This window comes from Staphylococcus pseudintermedius (assembly GCF_001792775.2).
Classification (GTDB): Bacteria; Bacillota; Bacilli; order Staphylococcales; family Staphylococcaceae; genus Staphylococcus; species Staphylococcus pseudintermedius.
This window is the reverse complement of record NZ_MLGE02000002.1, coordinates 62,982-81,988: the sequence shown is the minus strand read 5'-3', so window position 1 is coordinate 81,988 and position 19,007 is coordinate 62,982. Positions and strand designations below refer to the sequence as shown.

24 protein-coding genes, 1 other RNA gene and 1 riboswitch are annotated in these 19,007 nt (G+C 35.3%); of the genes, 17 read left to right on the top strand and 8 right to left on the bottom strand.

Going from position 1 to position 19,007, the window contains the following annotated elements:
* Positions 1-13 precede the first annotated feature (13 nt).
* From BJK46_RS02160 to BJK46_RS02130, 7 genes are all read left to right on the top strand, one after another.
* Positions 14-481 carry a hypothetical protein gene (locus BJK46_RS02160; RefSeq protein WP_014614478.1) on the top strand — a complete coding sequence of 156 codons (468 nt, stop codon included), beginning with the start codon at positions 14-16 and terminating at the stop codon, positions 479-481.
* Between the two features lie 68 nt (positions 482-549).
* Entirely contained in the window at positions 550-783 is a 234-nt protein-coding gene (gene secG / locus BJK46_RS02155) for a preprotein translocase subunit SecG (RefSeq protein ID WP_014614477.1), read from the top strand.
* 98 nt (positions 784-881) lie between these two features.
* Entirely contained in the window at positions 882-1,622 is a 741-nt protein-coding gene (locus BJK46_RS02150) for an alpha/beta hydrolase (RefSeq protein ID WP_103263561.1), read from the top strand.
* Between the two features lie 54 nt (positions 1,623-1,676).
* Positions 1,677-4,034 (top strand): ribonuclease R, encoded by a 2,358-nt coding sequence (rnr, locus tag BJK46_RS02145; protein ID WP_063284482.1) that lies wholly within the window; start codon positions 1,677-1,679, stop codon positions 4,032-4,034.
* A 15-nt stretch (positions 4,035-4,049) separates the two neighbouring features.
* Positions 4,050-4,514 carry an SsrA-binding protein SmpB gene (gene smpB, locus BJK46_RS02140; RefSeq protein WP_014614474.1) on the top strand — a complete coding sequence of 155 codons (465 nt, stop codon included), beginning with the start codon at positions 4,050-4,052 and terminating at the stop codon, positions 4,512-4,514.
* A 73-nt stretch (positions 4,515-4,587) separates the two neighbouring features.
* Positions 4,588-4,947: a transfer-messenger RNA gene (gene ssrA / locus BJK46_RS02135) on the top strand.
* Between the two features lie 467 nt (positions 4,948-5,414).
* Entirely contained in the window at positions 5,415-6,209 is a 795-nt protein-coding gene (locus BJK46_RS02130; protein ID WP_065354460.1) for an exotoxin, read from the top strand.
* A 193-nt stretch (positions 6,210-6,402) separates the two neighbouring features.
* On the opposite strand, the gene BJK46_RS02125 is transcribed toward BJK46_RS02130, so the two are convergent.
* Positions 6,403-7,194, bottom strand: coding sequence for a DUF1828 domain-containing protein (locus tag BJK46_RS02125; protein ID WP_063284823.1), 792 nt, complete (start codon positions 7,192-7,194; stop codon positions 6,403-6,405).
* 12 nt (positions 7,195-7,206) lie between these two features.
* On the bottom strand, positions 7,207-7,674 hold the full coding sequence (locus BJK46_RS02120) for a DUF6978 family protein (RefSeq protein WP_063284822.1): 468 nt from the start codon (positions 7,672-7,674) through the stop codon (positions 7,207-7,209).
* Between the two features lie 569 nt (positions 7,675-8,243).
* Between BJK46_RS02120 and fosB the strand changes: the two genes are divergently transcribed.
* Positions 8,244-8,666: a FosB/FosD family fosfomycin resistance bacillithiol transferase gene (gene fosB / locus BJK46_RS02115; RefSeq protein ID WP_014614469.1), complete on the top strand. Its 423-nt coding sequence runs from the start codon at positions 8,244-8,246 to the stop codon at positions 8,664-8,666.
* Between the two features lie 91 nt (positions 8,667-8,757).
* Positions 8,758-9,063 (top strand): nuclear transport factor 2 family protein, encoded by a 306-nt coding sequence (locus BJK46_RS02110; protein WP_014614468.1) that lies wholly within the window; start codon positions 8,758-8,760, stop codon positions 9,061-9,063.
* A gap of 104 nt (positions 9,064-9,167) precedes the next feature.
* On the opposite strand, the gene BJK46_RS02105 is transcribed toward BJK46_RS02110, so the two are convergent.
* Positions 9,168-9,944 (bottom strand): DUF1828 domain-containing protein, encoded by a 777-nt coding sequence (locus BJK46_RS02105; protein ID WP_063284821.1) that lies wholly within the window; start codon positions 9,942-9,944, stop codon positions 9,168-9,170.
* A gap of 31 nt (positions 9,945-9,975) precedes the next feature.
* Positions 9,976-10,416 carry a DUF6978 family protein gene (locus BJK46_RS12615; protein WP_014614466.1) on the bottom strand — a complete coding sequence of 147 codons (441 nt, stop codon included), beginning with the start codon at positions 10,414-10,416 and terminating at the stop codon, positions 9,976-9,978.
* A 577-nt stretch (positions 10,417-10,993) separates the two neighbouring features.
* On the opposite strand from BJK46_RS12615, the gene BJK46_RS02095 reads away from it, so the two are divergent.
* Entirely contained in the window at positions 10,994-12,217 is a 1,224-nt protein-coding gene (locus BJK46_RS02095; protein ID WP_015728783.1) for a serine hydrolase domain-containing protein, read from the top strand.
* Between the two features lie 56 nt (positions 12,218-12,273).
* Here BJK46_RS02095 and BJK46_RS02090 read toward each other — a convergent pair whose 3' ends face one another.
* The 3 genes from BJK46_RS02090 to BJK46_RS02080 all read right to left on the bottom strand — a co-directional run bounded on the left by BJK46_RS02090 (position 12,274) and on the right by BJK46_RS02080 (position 13,985).
* Entirely contained in the window at positions 12,274-12,645 is a 372-nt protein-coding gene (locus BJK46_RS02090; RefSeq protein WP_014614464.1) for a DUF1722 domain-containing protein, read from the bottom strand.
* 10 nt (positions 12,646-12,655) lie between these two features.
* The gene (locus tag BJK46_RS02085; RefSeq protein ID WP_014614463.1) at positions 12,656-13,144 is read right to left on the bottom strand and encodes a GNAT family N-acetyltransferase; all 489 of its coding nucleotides are present in this window, start codon (positions 13,142-13,144) and stop codon (positions 12,656-12,658) included.
* Positions 13,145-13,565: 421 nt separating this feature from the next.
* Positions 13,566-13,985 (bottom strand): Ohr family peroxiredoxin, encoded by a 420-nt coding sequence (locus BJK46_RS02080; protein WP_031253630.1) that lies wholly within the window; start codon positions 13,983-13,985, stop codon positions 13,566-13,568.
* Positions 13,986-14,133: 148 nt separating this feature from the next.
* Between BJK46_RS02080 and BJK46_RS02075 the strand changes: the two genes are divergently transcribed.
* The 3 genes from BJK46_RS02075 to BJK46_RS02065 are packed head-to-tail and all read left to right on the top strand — an operon-like array spanning position 14,134 to position 16,484.
* Positions 14,134-15,138 (top strand): D-2-hydroxyacid dehydrogenase, encoded by a 1,005-nt coding sequence (locus BJK46_RS02075; RefSeq protein WP_103263426.1) that lies wholly within the window; start codon positions 14,134-14,136, stop codon positions 15,136-15,138.
* Between the two features lie 20 nt (positions 15,139-15,158).
* Positions 15,159-15,884: a type I 3-dehydroquinate dehydratase gene (gene aroD, locus BJK46_RS02070; protein WP_096533925.1), complete on the top strand. Its 726-nt coding sequence runs from the start codon at positions 15,159-15,161 to the stop codon at positions 15,882-15,884.
* Between the two features lie 54 nt (positions 15,885-15,938).
* Positions 15,939-16,484, top strand: a complete 546-nt coding sequence (locus BJK46_RS02065; protein WP_014614459.1) for a nitroreductase family protein — start codon at positions 15,939-15,941, stop codon at positions 16,482-16,484.
* 129 nt (positions 16,485-16,613) lie between these two features.
* On the opposite strand, the gene BJK46_RS02060 is transcribed toward BJK46_RS02065, so the two are convergent.
* Entirely contained in the window at positions 16,614-16,934 is a 321-nt protein-coding gene (locus BJK46_RS02060; RefSeq protein WP_065354456.1) for a thioredoxin family protein, read from the bottom strand.
* A 283-nt stretch (positions 16,935-17,217) separates the two neighbouring features.
* Here BJK46_RS02060 and BJK46_RS02055 point away from each other — a divergent pair, with 283 nt between their 5' ends.
* From BJK46_RS02055 to BJK46_RS02040, 4 genes are all read left to right on the top strand, one after another.
* Positions 17,218-17,574, top strand: coding sequence for an arsenate reductase family protein (locus tag BJK46_RS02055; RefSeq protein ID WP_031253623.1), 357 nt, complete (start codon positions 17,218-17,220; stop codon positions 17,572-17,574).
* Positions 17,575-17,647: 73 nt separating this feature from the next.
* Positions 17,648-18,028 (top strand): glycine cleavage system protein GcvH, encoded by a 381-nt coding sequence (gene gcvH / locus BJK46_RS02050; protein ID WP_014614456.1) that lies wholly within the window; start codon positions 17,648-17,650, stop codon positions 18,026-18,028.
* 78 nt (positions 18,029-18,106) lie between these two features.
* Positions 18,107-18,502 carry a toprim domain-containing protein gene (locus BJK46_RS02045; RefSeq protein ID WP_014614455.1) on the top strand — a complete coding sequence of 132 codons (396 nt, stop codon included), beginning with the start codon at positions 18,107-18,109 and terminating at the stop codon, positions 18,500-18,502.
* A complete protein-coding gene (locus BJK46_RS02040; RefSeq protein ID WP_014614454.1) occupies positions 18,468-18,785 on the top strand; it encodes a thioredoxin family protein in 318 nt (105 codons plus the stop codon). The genes BJK46_RS02045 and BJK46_RS02040 overlap by 35 nt, the downstream gene beginning before the upstream one ends.
* Positions 18,786-18,822: 37 nt before the next feature.
* Positions 18,823-18,932, top strand: a riboswitch (SAM riboswitch).
* Positions 18,933-19,007 lie beyond the last annotated feature (75 nt).

Below are 19,007 nucleotides of genomic sequence, written 5' to 3'. Positions count from 1 at the left end.
AAGGAGCAAAGAAATGCCACAATTACAAGACACGGAGCTACGTGCCCAACATACAGGAAAGTTACTTGCTTATCTGTCGTTTTTATTCGCCGTTTGTTTAGTGATTCATCAAGTCATGATTGTGGATGGTCAAGTGGTGACGTATATGCTTGAACATTCGGGAAATAAAGCGACTGAAAATAGTATTAATGCGATTAATAACAGTTTACGTTACATCGGCATTCTATATATACTCGCGAATGCAGCAGGTGTGGTCGCATTAAAAAATCAACACCCTTATTTATGGTGGTTTATGTTAGCGGTTTTCATTTCACAAATTTTCAACGCGTTACTCAATCCACCAATCCTTTACACAGCGATTTTTCATGTGAAAGGTTTCTTCGGTTTAATCCCGTATGCGTTAGTAATCGTTGGATCGCTCGTACTGGCAGTGATGATGATTAGGGTGAGTGTCAAACGCAAGTCGACGTTTAATCGATAAAGCTTGTTGTGAATCGTTTAAATATATGATAAAATAGCTTTCGTATATGATGAATGGAGGACAGTCTGATGCATAGTTTTTTCGTAGTATTACTCATTATTGACTGTATCGCGCTCATCACTGTTGTTTTATTGCAAGAAGGTAAAAGCAATGGCTTATCAGGTGCCATTAGTGGTGGTGCTGAACAATTATTTGGTAAACAAAAACAACGTGGTGTAGATTTATTTTTGCATAGATTGACAATTGTACTTTCGATTATTTTCTTTGTATTAATGTTAGGTATCAGTTACTTCAATATGTAGAGTCCGGCCGTTGAAAAGTCGGACTTTTTTGTTTGTGTACGCCGTATCAAACCGATAGAATAGAGTGTATGAGTTATTGAAAGGACGAGAGTTTACCGATGAAGATTCAATTACCGAAACCTTTCTTTTTTGAGGAAGGAAAACGTGCAGTATTATTATTACACGGTTTTACTGGCAACAGTTCAGATGTGAGACAATTAGGACGCTTTTTACAGAAAAAAGGGTACACCTCTTATGCACCTCATTATGAAGGACATGCGGCCCCACCTGAAGAAATTTTGCAATCGAGTCCTCATGTATGGTATAAAGATGTGCTCGATGGTTATGAATTTTTAGTGGGACACGGTTATGACGAAATCGCTGTCGCTGGTTTATCATTAGGTGGCGTTTTTGCATTAAAACTAAGCTTAAATCGTACTGTAAAGGGTATTGTAACGATGTGCTCACCGATGTACATTAAAACGGAAGGGGCCATGTATGAAGGTGTACTAGACTATGCCCGTCAATTTAAAAAATATGAAGGTAAAGATGACGAAACGATTGAGCGCGAAATGGCAGCGTTTCATCCGACTGACACGTTGAGAGAGTTACAAGGGACGATTCAAGAAGTGCGCGACAGTGTGGATGAAGTAATTGATCCTATTTTAGTGATACAGGCTGAACAAGATGAGATGATTAATCCAGATTCTGCTAATGTCATTTATGATGAAGTGATGTCGGATGAAAAACGAATTTCTTGGTACAAAGAATCTGGTCACGTCATTACTATTGATAAAGAAAAAGAAGCAGTATTTGAAGATGTTTATCAATTTTTAGAGTCATTAGATTGGTCTGAATAAATAGCCGATAACACATCAATTTTAACTATTTTCTAAAAAGAAAGGAGGAGCAAAATGAATTTAAAAGAAGAGATTATCGGAATCATTAAAAGTGCAGATTATGAACCCATGTCTGTATCTGACTTCCAAGATGCATTAGGATTGAGTAGTGCGGATTCATTTCGTGACCTTATAAAGATTTTGGTAGAGTTAGAACAAACAGGAATGGTGACGCGTACGAAACAAGACCGTTATCAAAAACAACAACAGAAGACAAATTCAGGTTTAGTGAGAGGAACATTAAGCCAAAATAAAAAGGGATTTGCTTTTTTACGTCCAGATGATCAAGAAATGGAAGACATCTTTATTCCGCCGACAAAAATCAACCGTGCAATGGATGGAGACGTCGTATTAGTCGAAGTGAAGAAGTCGCGCGGTGATTTTCGCAAAGGCAAGTTCGAAGGTGAAGTGAAGGCGATTGAATCCCATTCGATTAAACAAGTTGTCGGTACATTTTCTGAAGCGCGTCATTTCGGTTTCGTTGTACCTGATGATAAACGCATTATGCAAGATATTTTCGTGCCAAAAGGTCAAGAACTTGGTGCAGTAGAAGGCCATAAAGTGTTAGTGCAAATTACCCAATACTCAGATGGTACGAACAGTCCAGAGGGGCAGATTTCAGCGATTTTAGGCCATAAAAATGATCCGGGTGTTGATATTTTATCGATCATTTACCAACATGGCATTGAAATTGAGTTTCCTGATGATGTATTGAAAGAAGCGGAAAACGTACCTGAAACAATACAACCCGATGAACTTAAAGGCCGTCGTGATTTAAGAGATGAACTGACGATTACAATCGATGGTGCAGATGCGAAAGATTTAGATGACGCCATTGCTGTGAAAAAGTTGGACAATGGCAACACGGAATTGACAGTCAGTATTGCGGACGTGAGCTATTATGTCACAGAAGGTTCAGCGTTAGACCGAGAAGCGTATGATCGTGCGACAAGTGTCTATTTAGTCGACCGTGTCATTCCGATGATTCCGCACCGATTGAGTAATGGGATTTGTTCGTTAAATCCTGAGGTCGACCGTTTAGCCATGAGTTGTCGAATGGAAATTGATGCACAAGGTCAAGTGGTCAAACACGAGATTTTTGAAAGTGTGATTCATTCTAACGCACGTATGACTTATGACGCGGTAAATCGGATCATTACAGATAAAGATGCAGTGACAAGAGCACAATATCCAGAAATTGTGCCTATGTTAGATTTAGCCCAGACGTTATCACAACAATTGATTGCGATGCGTAAAAAACGTGGCGAAATCGACTTTGATATTAAAGAAGCGAAAGTTATCGTAAACGAGGAAGGGATTCCGAAAGAAGTCGTGACACGTGAGCGCGGTGAAGGTGAACGTTTAATCGAATCATTTATGTTGATTGCAAACGAAACAGTGGCAGAACATTTCAATCAAATGGAAGTGCCATTCATTTACCGTATTCACGAACAGCCGAAGTCAGAACGTCTCCGTCAGTTTTTTGATTTTATTACGAACTTTGGCATTATGGTCAAAGGAACAGGCGAAGATATTCATCCAAGTACGTTGCAAAACATTCACGAAGAGATTGCTGGACGACCTGAAGATATGGTCATTTCAACCATGATGTTACGTTCAATGCAACAAGCACGTTATGATGCTGATAACTTAGGCCATTTCGGTTTAGCGGCAGATTATTATACGCATTTTACGTCACCAATTCGTCGCTATCCAGACTTGATTGTTCATCGTTTAGTGCGTAAATATTTAATCGAAAAGTCGATGGATGGTCGTGCAATGCATGAATGGGAAGAAAAGCTCCCACAAATTGCTGAGCATACATCAAATCGTGAACGTCGTGCCATTGACGCAGAACGTGATACGGATGAACTGAAAAAAGCGGAGTTTATGATTCAACATATTGGTGATGAATTTGAAGGTGTCATCAGTTCTGTCGCGAATTTTGGTATGTTTGTAGAGTTGCCCAACACGATTGAAGGTATGGTCAACATGCAAAATATGTCTGATGACTATTACCATTTTGATGAGCGCCAAATGGCATTGATTGGTGAACGAAAAGCGAAAGTTTACCGCATTGGTGATGTCGTAAAGGTTAAAGTCATTCATGTTGATGTGGATGAACGTCAAATCGATTTCCAAATTGTAGGTATGCCAATTGATGTAAGCTCGAAACGTGAAAGAGACCCACGTGGTAAAACGATTCAAGCGAAAACAAAAGGCACTCAATTTGAGAAAACTGATAAAAAGAAAAAGCGTAAATCACGTAAAGGTAAAAATGCGAGACAACGTGACAAATCAGGTAATACACAACACAAGCCGTTTTATAAAGGTAAAAAAGTAAAGAAAAAGGCACGAAAAAAGAAAAAATAATTTGAGGTGAAACCAATGCCAAAAAAATCAGGAAAAGGCACATTAGCAGAAAATCGTAAAGCGCGCCATGACTATAACATCGAGGACACGATTGAAGCGGGCATTGCGTTACAAGGGACGGAAATTAAATCGATTCGTCGTGGGAGTGCCAATTTAAAAGATAGTTACGCACAAGTGAAACATGGTGAAATCTTCTTGCATAATATGCACATTGCGCCTTATGAAGAGGGGAACCGTTTTAATCATGATCCGCTACGTGTACGTAAACTGTTATTACACAAACGTGAGATTTTGAAATTAGGCGAACGTACGCGTGAGATTGGTTATTCGATTATTCCGCTTAAATTGTATTTGAAACACGGCAATTGTAAAGTATTATTAGGCGTTGCACGTGGTAAGAAAAAATATGATAAGCGTCAATCATTAAAAGAAAAAGCGGTTAAACGTGATATGGACCGTGCGATGAAACAAAAATATTAAGAATTTGCGAAGTATGTCAATTTTTGATATGATATAATGTGCTTTCATATAACGGAAGCACATTGAATACTACGGGGACGTTTATGGATTCGACAGGGGTCCCCCGAGCTCATGAAGCGTGTCGGAGGGTTGTCTTCGTTACCAACACATCAGTTTATAATAACTGGCAAAACTAACAATAATTTCGCAGTAGCTGCCTAATTGCACTCTGCATCACCTAACAGCATCGCCTATGTGCTGTTAACGTGATTCAACTTTAGTAGGATACGCTCGTCACTGCCGTTTGAAGTCTGGCGAGAAGAGATGAATCAAACTAGCATCATGTTGGCTGTCTATCGCCTTGCATGATGTGAAATTGAAAGATAGACTACACACGTAGAAACATTTGTATCAGGACCTTTGGACGCGGGTTCAAATCCCGCCGTCTCCACTACATATAACCTAATTGCTAATATTCGGATTTTAAAAACATCTTACAAACATTGATGTATAAAGTTTGTAAGGTGTTTTTCATTATTTTGAGATTTGGGTCATTTTATGGTCAAAAAATATACGTTGACCAAAAATGATGACCCTCTCCATACAAATTATATTTAATATATTGATATAACAACGTTTTTGAAAAGCAAGTGTCAATAAAGTGTCAAGTGTATAGTACTCTGGCATTGCAACCTTGCTTTTTTTGTGTTGAATGAAAGCTATCATTTTGTGAACATGACCAATGATGGACAAACCTAACAGTCATGTCAATGTAGCAGGTGTCAAACAGGGCGAGTGAGAAACGTTTATATGTCTGTTTTTATATAATCTCAGCTTAAGTGGACAATTGTTTATATAATTTAATTATTATATTATGAGTATATATAGATATTCTTGGACTTTTGGATGGAGGAGAAAAGTATGAACAAGAAACGATTTGTCATCAGTTTATTGTTTAGCATTACAATCTTATTCGTTATTTCAAGTTCTACGGCTTTAGCAGATCATACGCTAGACCCAACACCAGACCAATTACACAAATCAAGTGAATTTAAAGGTTTGATGGGGAATGTGAAATATTTATATGACCGAAATTTTATATCTGAGAGTAATGTTAAATCTATCGATAGTTTATTGGCACACGATTTAATTTTCTGTATAAGAGAGTCTGAAATAAAAGAATATGGATTAGTAAAAACAGAATTTGCGAGTAAAGAATTAGCACAAAAGTATAGAAATAAACAAGTCGATATTTTTGGTGCAAATTATTATGTTAATTGTTATTTCTCTGGAAAAGAAAAGGGGAATGAAGAAGATAATGGTAAAACCTGTATGTATGGTGGCGTAACAAACTATGAAGGAAATCACTTAGATAATCACAAATCACAAACGATCTATGTAAAAGTTTTTGAAAATAGCAAGCATATCATTACATTTGAAATACAAGCCGACAAAAAACTGGTTACAGCACAAGAACTGGATGCAAAGGCGAGAAAATTTTTAATTGATAAACTCAATCTTTATGAATTTAAAGGATCGCCATACGAAACAGGGTATATCAAGTTTATTGAAAATGACGACAAATCGTTCTGGTATGACTTGATGCCGCCACCGGGTAATAATTTTAATCAATCTAAGTATTTAACAATGTATAGTGATAATAAGACCGTTGAATCTAAAGACATAAAAATTGAAGTTCATTTAACAAAGAAATGATATAAACACAATAATATGGCTAATGGATTTGGAGCAGGCCATCACCATAAGGGATACAATAGTTAAGTTCTAAAAGCAAGCATTACAGTGCTTGCTTTTCATTTTGCTCAATCTGACAATGTCGGTATCATGAAACACTGATGTATTCAAAATCGCAAAAAACAAAAAGGGTACGATGATGTACATATACCCTTTATACATTACTGAACCTTTGTACTAAACGTTCTTTATGATGGAATGACAAGACACTCACATTATATTGAGATAGCATGGTTGCCACAGCGTCACTGATATCATCTTCGTTATCAGTAATGATGTTGAGTCTAGCATTAGCATCAAACGTTTGATTTCTATACGTTTCGACATCGTCCCAATCAAAAAGTGCGTTTTTAGCAGTATTGATATTAATATTTTTTATCGCTTTAACATATTCAGTGGTTTGGCCAGGAAATACAGCGTCAAAATGATGAGTCAATTTAGATTTGCCTTCTATTTTAAACTCCGGAAAAATATTGGGATAAAGATTGCGATTATTTAAAAAATAATGTATAACTTCATCTTTAAACATGGATCTTATATTTTCTTTTTTCAAAATAGCGAGGTGGCTGATTTCGGATAAAGTTAAAACATAATCGTGTATCGCTTGAGGTAAGTTTTTTCTATTTGTATACAGCGATAATGTATCGTTTTCTAAAAATAAACCGTGACTGTCCATAATATTTTTTAGGAGTTGATACTTTTTTTGTTGTTTATGACGCATTAAATCTATACCGAATTCCTCCATATTCCACAATGTTTCACCATGGTCTGTTAATTTATAGTGGCTTCCAGTAAATGATATGTTTACAGAAATAGAATCTCCAAAAAAATCAACAACAGGGGAATAAAATTCGATTGACTCATTTTCTAATGGTAGAAACTTAGATTCGTTTTTTAAATAGTTGAAATATTCTTCACTAATAGATTTAATTTCATTTTCAAACATTGTATCACCACCTTAAAAAAATAGATTCGTTTCAACGTTAATATTATCATTGTGTCGTTTTTTTGTATATTCTAGTAGTGCAAACAACTGGTTAACAAAATCTGAATTATCTTCAAAAATTTTATAAGGAAGCGCATAAGCTCTCATGTAAGTAGAACCGTCATTTTTTCTTAAATGTTCTTCCTCAGAAAAGATTTTGATTCTGTTTCCTCTGATTATTTCGTTATTTGAATTTTTATGAAATCCATTATTTAAGTTTATTCTTATGAGACAAATATTGAATTCTGTCTCTCTAAAATTTAATGAGACTTTTCCTGGTCTAACGAAATAGCTTAATACAAAGGATTTTTCTGAATTGGTGGCTGTAATATTTATCGTTCCCTTACATTTTTCCTCCAATTGAATATTATATTGCGTTAAAATCTCTTTACACAAAACTAATAATTTTTGAACATCATTATCAGTTAATTTTATATCCATTGTAAATCTCCTTTTTAAATTTTTTTAAACTTCAGAACTGGTGTTGAGTTGTTTTAAATATTTTTTCTTTAACGATTCTCGCTGAAAATTGTCATATCGTGTGGATACAATGAATTTAAAATGTAGTCAATCAAAAACTTGAGTTAAAGGTAGGTGGATTGAACGGAGGTTGAGGTAACTGGAATATTTACATCAATATTATATTGTGTTTCTTATATTTGCAAGTCTCAATTTGAAGGATTGAATTGCGCTTGGAATGATTTAAGTCAGCCAAAATCCAAGGCGTAATAGGACTAAATAACGACCTTTTTTGTATGAAAGATGGAGGATATATACGAAGTCATCGCAAGTTTATCATTTCACAATAGCGTTGCACGATAAAAACATAAAATCATTTTTAAATTCGATATATTTCATGGTACACTTTTTTATCACATGTTTTTAGTGGCATATGCGATAAATCACATGTATTAAACAGTGGGCTTTCTAACTATTATTTTATTAACACAAAATATAGTTTAAAATATCGTTGAGATAAAAGAAGTCGTGATGTATTAAATGAGGATTTCATGATTAAAGCTATCAATCATATCACATATTCTGTTTCGGATTTAAGGAATTCTATTAAGTTCTATAAAGATATCTTAAAAGCGACATTATTAGTTGAAGGGAAGCATACAGCTTATTTTACACTAGGAGGTGTTTGGTTAGCACTAAACGAGGAAAAGAACATATCTAGAAATGAGATAAAACAATCATACACACATATTGCATTTTCTATAAGTGAAAGTGACTTTGACAGTTGGTACTATTGGCTAAAGTGTAATCAAGTGAATATATTAAAGGGGAGAGAAAGAAATATAAAAGACAAGCAATCGATTTATTTTACAGATCATGATGGTCATAAAATAGAGTTACATACCGGTACTTTACAAGAGCGTTTAGACTATTATCAACAAGAAAAAACACATATGAAATTTTTTAAGCATTAAACACGAATCACTTTTATTAAGGAAGTGATGGTGCTGTTAATACACAATTACTTGAAGGAGGCATTAAATAATTGAATACGAATGGAAACATTTGAAGCCTGAAAATCGGGAAAGTGGGCAATTTATTGAGGTTTTGCATCCAGATTTTAAAGAGTTTGGTATGTCGGGAAAAGTGTATGATAGGAGTGACTTTGAATGTATTGAATTACATGTAGCTGAGTATGAAATAAGTGATTTTCAAGTTGATCATTTAGCAGAAGATTGTAGATTATGTACATATACTTTGATAGATCATACGCGGCACATTAAGACAAATAGAACATCAATCTGGAAAATGCATGAGGGTGATTGGAAGTTATTGTTTCATCAAGGAACAGTGAAACAAGATCCATATTAACATGGAAAAGCACCTAAGACTTTGAGAAAGTCTAGGTGCAGTTTTATTCTTAGCTGGAAATATTGAATTGGAGTTATTTCAACTTTGAATCTTCTGTTATTACTTTACTGTGTCAAAATGGCTTTTATCCTATCTTTATCTGACCAATGTAATATTGAAAGATGTTCATGCTCTGCTGCTTGACGGGCTTTAACTGTAATTGGATGCTCAACGTCATTTGCGACGATGAGCATTTGAGGGGCTAATCCGCTTCTACTAGGTCTATTATGTTTAACATCTCTGTACATAAAAGCATCAGTCGTCACTTTATTAAAATCTAGATGGTTTGCAAAATTGATAAGTTTTTCAGGTTTTGATTTTGTTTCCGGTAAAATGAAATCAATAAAATATTTGATTCCTGATTCTCCTGAAACTGAAACCTTTGCCGAACCTAGAATTTCTTCGTTGTATAAAAAATCGAATACTTCTTCATAAAAGAGTCGTGACACATTTGACTTTGTCGTTAATGTTAAATCATATATTTTTAAAATCCCTTGTATCAAGTTATGTTTTGACTGAGCGAAACTATTATTTTTGACATTAGTGACAATTTCTTCTCCATCTAAAACGAGGTTAAATTGGTTTAACACATTTTGAATGAGTATACTTCTGGCTTTTGTATGAATATCAATACCTGCGAGCTCAAGTTCATTCATTGTTAAACTATCGTCAGATAATCGAATGTCGTTATTGGGTAATACATCAAGATATATTCTAATATAATCATTTAAAGGGTTGATAAACGGTGTAGTTATTTCTGTTGAATCTTCTAATTTTTTGTATTTATAGTTTTGTTTCATCCATTTAAAATATTCATTCATTTTTTGTTCAATGCTCTCCATATGCAATTCACTCCTTTCTGCTTTAAAGTGATTATGGCTTGATGATGATATTGTCTTTTTTTATTTTAGTATAATCCATAAAAAAATCTAGAGCATCTATCATCTCGTTAATCAGTTCAATATTTTGTATGTCGTATAATGGTATAGCAATAGTCCCGTTTTTATATTCATCAGTCATGATATGGAGGTGTGGCGTAGGTATTCGATCAAAGTTTGGAGGATTGGCATGATCACTTCCATTTACGTCAAATCGTATCATAGTGCTATTTTGATTCATACTGTATAGCATTATTGTAAGGTTATCGGGATTTTTATGACCTCGTTTATTAATGATTAATTTAAATCTTTCAGCGTCATCGATAATATGAATCAAATGGTGCTGAATTTGCTCTCCAACTCTCGGTAAGTTGACAATATTTTTTTCGAAGACCTTTATTTTACACATTAATTGTTCGTATATTTCTTTTTCCATAGGCATTCTCCTTTATTAATGTTTCATTGTGATTTGCTGATGTGGGACGGATTAGATTGAAAATAGTAGCTGAAAATTGTCATATCGTGTGGATACAATGAATTTAAAATGTAGTCAATCAAAAACTTGAGTTAAAGGTAGGTGGATTGAATGGAGGTTGAGGCAACTGGAATATTTACATCAATATTATATTGTGCTTCTTATATTTGCAAGTCTCAATTTGAAGGATTGAATTGCGCTTGAAATGATTTAAGTCAGCCAAAATTCAAGGTGTAATAGGACTAAATAACGACCTTTTTTGCATGAAAGATGGAGGATATATCCGAAGTCATCGCAAGTTTATCATTTCACAATAGCGTTACACGATAAAAACATAAAATCATTTTTAAATTCGATATATTTCATGGTACACTTTATACAATACAATTGCTCAAATGTTTCAATGGAGGGACATATCATTAAACAGCGAAGTATTACACCAACACTTCAATTCTCCTAATTTGATGATACCTTTAGTAGTTAACGCTTCAGTTAATGAATAGGTAAAAGTGGAGAATGATAGAGGAGTAGAACAAATGTGAACAAAAGAAAAACATCTCGATTCACTTATTTCATCATGAGTGTTTCAATTATTGCCATATTCGTAAGTGGTTGTTATTTATACTATCAGTTTAAACATTTGAATGAAGAGGATCCGTTGACGATTCAAGATAGGAAACAACAGCGACAAGCGCATACAGCTGAAAAATCACAAGAAATCAAACCACTTGAAACAATCGTTGATCAACAAAACCCTGTATTTAATACAATTGATCGGTATTTAGAAAGTGTCCAATTCAATGGAACTATAGCGGTGTTTGAAAATGGTCATTTAAAAATGGATAAGGGGTATGGTTATCAAGATTTTGAAAAACAAAAGAAAAATAGTCCCAATACGGTTTATTTAATTGGTTCAGCTCAAAAGTTTTTAACGGGTATCATCGTTAAAAAGTTAGAACTTGAAAATAAAATCCATGTTGAAGATTCAGTGTCAACCTATATACCTGACTTTCAATTACCACAAGATGTAACGATTAAAGACTTACTAATGCATCAAAGCGGTTTTTATAAATATCAAGGTTCAGATGATATTTCAGATTTAGATGGGGCGATTAAAGCCATTGAAGCACGTGGTATCGACCCTAAATTTTATCACAAACATTTTTATAACGATGCCAATTATCTTGTGTTGGCTAAAGTGATCGAAAATGTAACAGGACAATCTTATGTTCAAAATTATTATCGTTATATTGGGAATCCATTTAGATTAATGCATACGAGCTTCTTTGATGATGAACGGTATAAAGAGGATATGGCGAAAGGATATCGATTAGATAAAAAGACACACAATGTTGTCTTTCGAGAGCCGCATTATTTAAATCAATATTATGGTGCGGGGAACTTATATATGTCAGCACACGATATGGGTGTGTTGGTGAGAAAGTTACAGACGAATCGTATATTTCCTGAAAAGATTACCTTACCATATATTCACGAATTCATGACGCCACGTTATCCTGAAAAATATCGTTACGGTTTTTATGTATATAATAATTTCAACCGCATCAATGGTATTTTCTTCGGACAAATATTTACGACGTATTACAACGATAAATACATTATTGTGTTAGGTACGAACTATGATCAACCTAAACCGAACAACAACGAAGCACGTATTAAGCATATTTATTTTGACATTTTAAATCAGCATGCGATTATCAATCAGCCTGGTATCACAGTGCCAGTGCCGAAATCGTCATAAATCGACACAATAAAAACGCAATGAATCTCATCATCAAAGGTTCGTTGCGTTTCTTATTATAGTTTCATGATAGCACTTTGAAGTAAATAAGGTTGTTCATATTTTAGCGTGAGGTGCTGGATAAATTGAATACATTTGTCATATGCTACTGCTTGCATGTCAAGTTGTTTGAGTAAAGTGGTATACCTTTCTTTTTCTGAGGGTGTCGCGATTTTTTTGAAATAACCCCATAAATGTTGGAATGTATTCATAAACGCGGGATGTTCAATTGGTTTTATTAAAATCTCTTGAATGGTTGCGTCTACCACTTTAAAAGAGGCGCCTTGTTTGATTAGTGCTTGAATTCTTTGATAGTCCTTATAGTTACGCATCATGACGTTGTATTTTTGATAGCGCCAAGTATGTTGAATTTTCGTCGTTTCTTTCATTTTACACCTCTTATGTATAATAAATGAGCCAATGATCCTCAATGTAATGCCCATTAATCTTACGTGCATTTTCTTCTAAAGCTAGAAATTCGAACCCAAAGTTATCATAAAAAATTTTTGCGGCAATGTTGTTTGATGCGACAGAGATGAAGATGTTTTCAATGCCATTCTCTTTGGCGTGAGGGATGAGGACTTCTAATAATTGTTGGGCAACCCCTTCACTTCGATATTGAGGTACAACATATAAATGTTCAATGACTGCTTTATGACGTTTCGTAAGCTGTGAATTGTAGTTAAGCTGAATGAAACCGACTAATGCATCAGCGTCAAATGCACCTAATAGTACTGTGCGTGCCTGATTATCTGGGTGAAATAAAGCAGCGATGTCTTCAGGTGTGAGTTCAACTTCATAATGATTGGGATTTGTTTCAATCAGTTGCGCGTCGTTGATGAGTTGTTTAAATTGATTCAAATCGTTGTGCGTCAATATTTTTATCATTGCGCCACCTCCAGTTTACTTCAATCCGATATCTCACTATTAATCATAAACAAATAAAATTGTAAATTCAACGTTATTTAAGAATTTTCTGAATTCAAAAACATATTTATACAAATAATGCTGTTTATCTTTATTAAAATTTACCTTTCAATCCATATCGTGTCGTGTTTAAAGACAGTGTGAATAAGCAAGACAAGTTAAAGGTATGATAGCAGTGAGTGAACAAAATTCGGTATCATATCAATAATGGTGGCACATGTGAGTGATGTGGTTCAGCATTTTCCTAATGAAAAGAGCAATCCCACTATGAAAGTAGCATTGCTCTTGGAGGTTGCTGAAAGCGTCTCGATTGATGAGTCTCCAATGACTCGGAAATTGAGATTTGACATAGCAAACTTTATTAATATTTTAAGAAAATGACTTAATCTTCAACTGTCACATTCATGCTGAACTCGATATTACCATTTGTTGCTTTTGAATATGGACAGAATGCATGTGCTTCCTCTAAGCATTTTTCGGCATCTTCTTGTGACATGTTTTTAACTTTTGCTTGAATGTCTACACCTAACATAGGGCTTTCTGAATTAGGGTCATCCATTAATTTCACTGTTAAATCTACGACCGGTTCAGCTTTACGGAAACCGTTACGTTTTAAAATTAAATCAAATGCACCATTGAAGCATGACGCATAACCTGTCGCAAATAATTGCTCAGGATTTGTTTCGTCCTCTTTCGCGTTATCTGGTGGTGCTAATCTAAATTCTAATTTATTGTCATCTGTTTGGACGTGCCCTTTACGTCCGCCAGTGTTTGTTGCAGTTGTTTGATAAATAATACCCATCATGAATACCTCCTTATTTTTAATGCTTCATCCTATGATTTACCCGATGAAATAGTTTTTTAATCATCACACCTTTTCAAGATAAAAAGAATAGGCTATAGTTATTTTATTCAGAATTAACTGACATTTGTAGTGGGAGGAATGAACAATGACAAAAATTTTAGTGTTTGATGTAAGGGAAGACGAGTTACCAGCATTAGAACAATGGAAAGCAGCGCATCAAGATGATGTTGAGGTGGAATTGATTGAAGCACAATTGGATGCGTCACATTTGGTAAAATTAGCGGACGTGGATGGTATTTCAATTTCGCAAACGACGCAATTTGATAGCCAATTTTATAAAGTGTTAGCAGAAAATGGGATTTTTCATATTGCGCAACGTTCGGCCGGCTACGATCAATTTGATTTAGAGGCCGCAAATCTTGAAAATATTAAAATTAGTAATGTACCTAGTTATTCGCCACAATCGATTGCTGAATTCGCTGTGACACGTACGTTAGAGTTAGTGCGACATACGGCACAAATTGACCGTAATATGGCTCAAAATGATTTCACGTGGAATCTAAATTTACAGGGTCGTACGGTGGAATCCTTGAAAATTGGTGTGTTAGGCACAGGGCGTATTGGAAGTCGTGCAGCTAAAATATTTAAAGGATTCGGTTCAGAAGTTTTGGCCTATGATATTGCACCGGATGAAGCACTAAACGATGTTGTGACATATGTAGACAGTCTCGAAAAACTCATTTCACAAGTCGATGTGTTAACACTTCATATTCCTGGTTCTAAAGAAAATCATTATTTGATTAATGAAGATGTTTTAAAACAAGCGAAACCTGGATTGTTACTCATTAATGCCGCACGTGGCAGTGTAGTGGACACGACCGCGTTAATCCGCAGTTTAGAAGCGGGGCATGTCGCAGGAGTAGCCATTGATACGTATGAAAATGAAGGGGCATACTTCAGACATGACTGGGGCGGCCGCGAATTAGAGGATGAGACTTTAAAGACGCTATTGAATCATGAAAAAGTATTGCTCTCACCACATGTCGCATTTTATACTGATGAGGCTGTGAAAAACTTAGTCGACATTCCATTAAATGATGTTTTATCATTTATTCGTACTCGACAAGCAGAAAATATTGTTAATCCATAAAGAGAAAAGGTGAAACAGAATTGAAAACACAAATTGTTGCGAGCTTAATGCCTTTAAGCCCTACATTGACCCCTGAGGAATTGCATGATATCGAACGTTACGCGAATGATTTCGATATTCTTGAGTTGCGCATTGACGGGATTCCTAATTGTGAAATAGCGGTGGTTGAAAAGATGGTTCAACAAATTGTCGCGCTTCCCGTTACATTTGAGTTGCTAGTGACGTATCGAACGTCTCAACAAGGGGGTAAGGGCGTATTATCAACAGATGGGTATTTACAGTTATTGCGTCGGTTAGCCTCGTTAGACAAAATTGACTTTATTGATATTGAATGGGAACCTGATCAAGATGCACGTCGTCAAGTGGTTGAAGCGATTCATCAAGGTGGAAAAGTGTCGATTGCGTCTTATCATAATTTTGAAATGACCCCTACGATAGAGGTGCTTAAGAAAACGTATTATCATATGTCAAAACTAGGAGCGAATCATTTAAAGGTTGCAGTGATGCCCAAGACACGACAAGATGTATTAACATTGTTACAAGCATTGAGTGAGGCAAACGAAGCGTTACAACAATGGGTGACAGGGATTTCGATGGGGCAACTCGGACTGATTTCTAGAACGGCACAAAACACGTTCGGTGGTGCGTTGTCTTATGGTGCATTGTCTGACAGTGTCGCACCAGGACAGCTTCATGTACAAACGTTAGCACAAGTATTGCCGCTATACAGTTTATTTGAAAGTTAAAATACTGTCGTTTATAATTGATAATGATTATCAATAATTGAGGGGTAGATAGGAATGGAACTTCAAGAAGCGATTAAATCAAGAAGAAGTATAAAGAAGTTCGAAAGAGATATGTATATCGATGAGTCAGCTTTAAAAAAAGCAATTTATGAAGCGGCAGATGCACCTAATCATGGTATGCGAGAGCCTTGGCGTGTCGTGTATGTACCAAAACATAAACTGGGCGAGATGAGTCGTGAAGTGTCACGTTATGCCTTTCCAAGAGATCACGAAAAGCAACAAAGTCATTATGATGCGGTAACGAACTTGGGTGGCTTTCTTGCGATTGTGATGAAATGTGACGCAAGACAACGAGAAGAGAATGAAAACTATCTTGCAGTCGGTGCTTTTGCGCAAAACCTGCTTCTATTACTGTATGAAAAAGGTATCGGGACATGTTGGAAAACACCAGAATATATTTTTAAGCCTAAAGTGCGTGCGGCGTTTGGTGTAGGTCCAGATGAAAAGTTGATTGGTTTTCTGTATTTAACAGATTTAAAAGAGGAAGACAAATTTCGTAAAGTACCGCGTAAAAACAAAGCGATGATTACAGAGTTTTAAAGGGGACTGTATTGTTTTACATTGTTGAGACTGCATCTTCAATCAATGTGAAGGATTTGCATATTAAAATAGGAAGAGGCTAGGGCACAATTGAAAGTACTCCTAGCCTCTTTCTACGATATTTGAAAACTAGCCTAAACTTTCAGCCAAATAGCTTTCGACTTGTTCAGGTGACTTAGCATTGGCAGAATGTAAGTGGTACAGCTTTTCGCCATTTTGGAAGATTAAAAGACTCGGAATACCCATCACTTCATATTGCGTTGCTGCGTCTTCTAATTCATCACGATTAACTGCATACCATTCGTATTGGTTATATTTTTCAACGATTGGGTCAATCCACATATCCATCGCCCTACAGTCAGGGCACCAACCGGCTTCGAATTTAATGATGACAGGTTCGTTACTTTGAATCACTTGATTGAATGCATCCATAGTTGTAATACTTTGCATGTTAGACCTCTCCTTTTAACTGATAAGTAACGATATTATAACGAATTTTATAAGAGAAGTCACCCGTACAAATTGGTGAACAGATTTTGGGACGTACAGCGCACACTCCAAAAATCGTTCTGAAGTTAACTCAAAAAGTAATCGTAGTGACGGTAATCAATTTATTGCTATTTATTTGTTATAGCGCAAAAGTTGTATATGTTGAAGTTTACATGCTAAAAATACAAGCATTTTAAATAATAATTTGTTATATTTAAATTAATTTGAACGAGGAGGTTTAATGATGATTAAATTTTATCAATATCCAAACTGTACAACTTGTAAAAAAGCGGCCAAGTTTTTATCAGATAATGGCGTGAGCTTTGAACCTATTGATATTACACAACATACACCGACAAAAGAAGAGTTTCGTCAAATCATTCAAAAATCAGATTTAGAAATTAAAAAATTCTTCAACACGCACGGTGCAAAATATAAGGAATTGAATTTAAAAGACCGATTAGGTGAGATGAGTGATGAAGAAAAATTAGAATTACTCGCATCTGATGGTATGTTAGTGAAAAGGCCACTTGCGGTTTCTGGTGATACGGTCACAGTTGGTTTTAAAGAAGCCGACTATCGTGACATTTGGGTGTCATAAAATAGTTGATTGAACCGTTGCAATGTGTCATGATTAACTTGTAACCGTAATCATTAAATAGGAGGGGATTCAAGTGGCAGTGCCAAGTGGATTAAAATATTCAAAAGAACATGAATGGGTAAAAGTTGAAGGAAATACTGCAATCATTGGTATTACTGACTTTGCACAAAGCGAACTTGGGGATATCGTTTTCGTTGAGCTTCCAGAAGTAGAAGACGAATTAACAGAAGGCGAAACTTTTGGTAGTGTAGAATCTGTTAAAACAGTATCTGAGTTATATTCTCCAGTATCTGGTAAAGTCGTTGCAGTGAATGAAAACTTAGAAGATGCACCAGAAGCAGTTAACGAATCACCATACGAGGAAGCTTGGATGGTTAAAGTTGAATTGAAAGACGAAAGTGAACTAGACGCATTATTAGATGCAGCTGGTTACGAAAAAATGATTGGCGAATAATATCAAAATGAGAACTCCTGGGTAATTTAGTTATCAAGGAGTTTTTTATACTCAAATATTTTTTAGAAGGTGAAGACCATGACGATGATCCATAAAGTTATTGTTGTTGAAGGGAAATCTGATAAAAAACGTGTTCAAGAAGTGTTGTTAGAGCCTGTCGAAATTATTTGTACTCATGGCACGATGGGAATCGAAAAGTTAGACAATATGATTGAATATTTGTATGATAAACAAGTCTACATTTTAGTCGATGCAGATGCAGAAGGTCGTCGCATTCGCAAATGGTTTACGACATATTTGAGTGAAAGTACTGATATTTTCATAGATACAAAATATAGTGAAGTTGCCCGTTGTCCACGCGATTACCTCTCAAATGTATTGCAGCATTTTGACTTTAAGGTGAAGCAAGACTTTTATGTAAAAGGGAAGTATTCATATCATGAGTGTTTCAAAGCAATTGAACAATATATCTAAACATTTTGATCAAAGTGTACATCTAATTTTTGGTTACACACCGATGTGTGGCACATGTAAAATAGCAGAACGCATGTTGGATATCTCGAATGAAATCACCCAGTTGCCGATTGTAAAGTTAGACCTGAATTATCACCCTGAGTGGAGCCAAGAAAAAGAAATTCAATCGGTCCCTATTTTAATCATCATGCGCTACGATCAAGAAGTAGAGAGGCTCTATGCATTCCATTCTGTGCCGTACTTGCTAGAAAAATTAAAAAAAGTCATTGACGACAGTGAATGACGATGATAATATAATAATCAATCGAATAGTCAGAAAACTCTTATCCAGAGTGGCGGAGGGATGTGCCCTATGAAGCCCGGCAACCGTCTATATTATAGAAATGGTGCCAATTCACATAAAGCAACGATTTGCTTTTGAAGATGAGAGAAAAGCGTTTATATTGATGCTTTCTCTTTTTTCTTTAAAAGGGAAAGCATTTTTTATTCCAAATTTTTTAAAGTA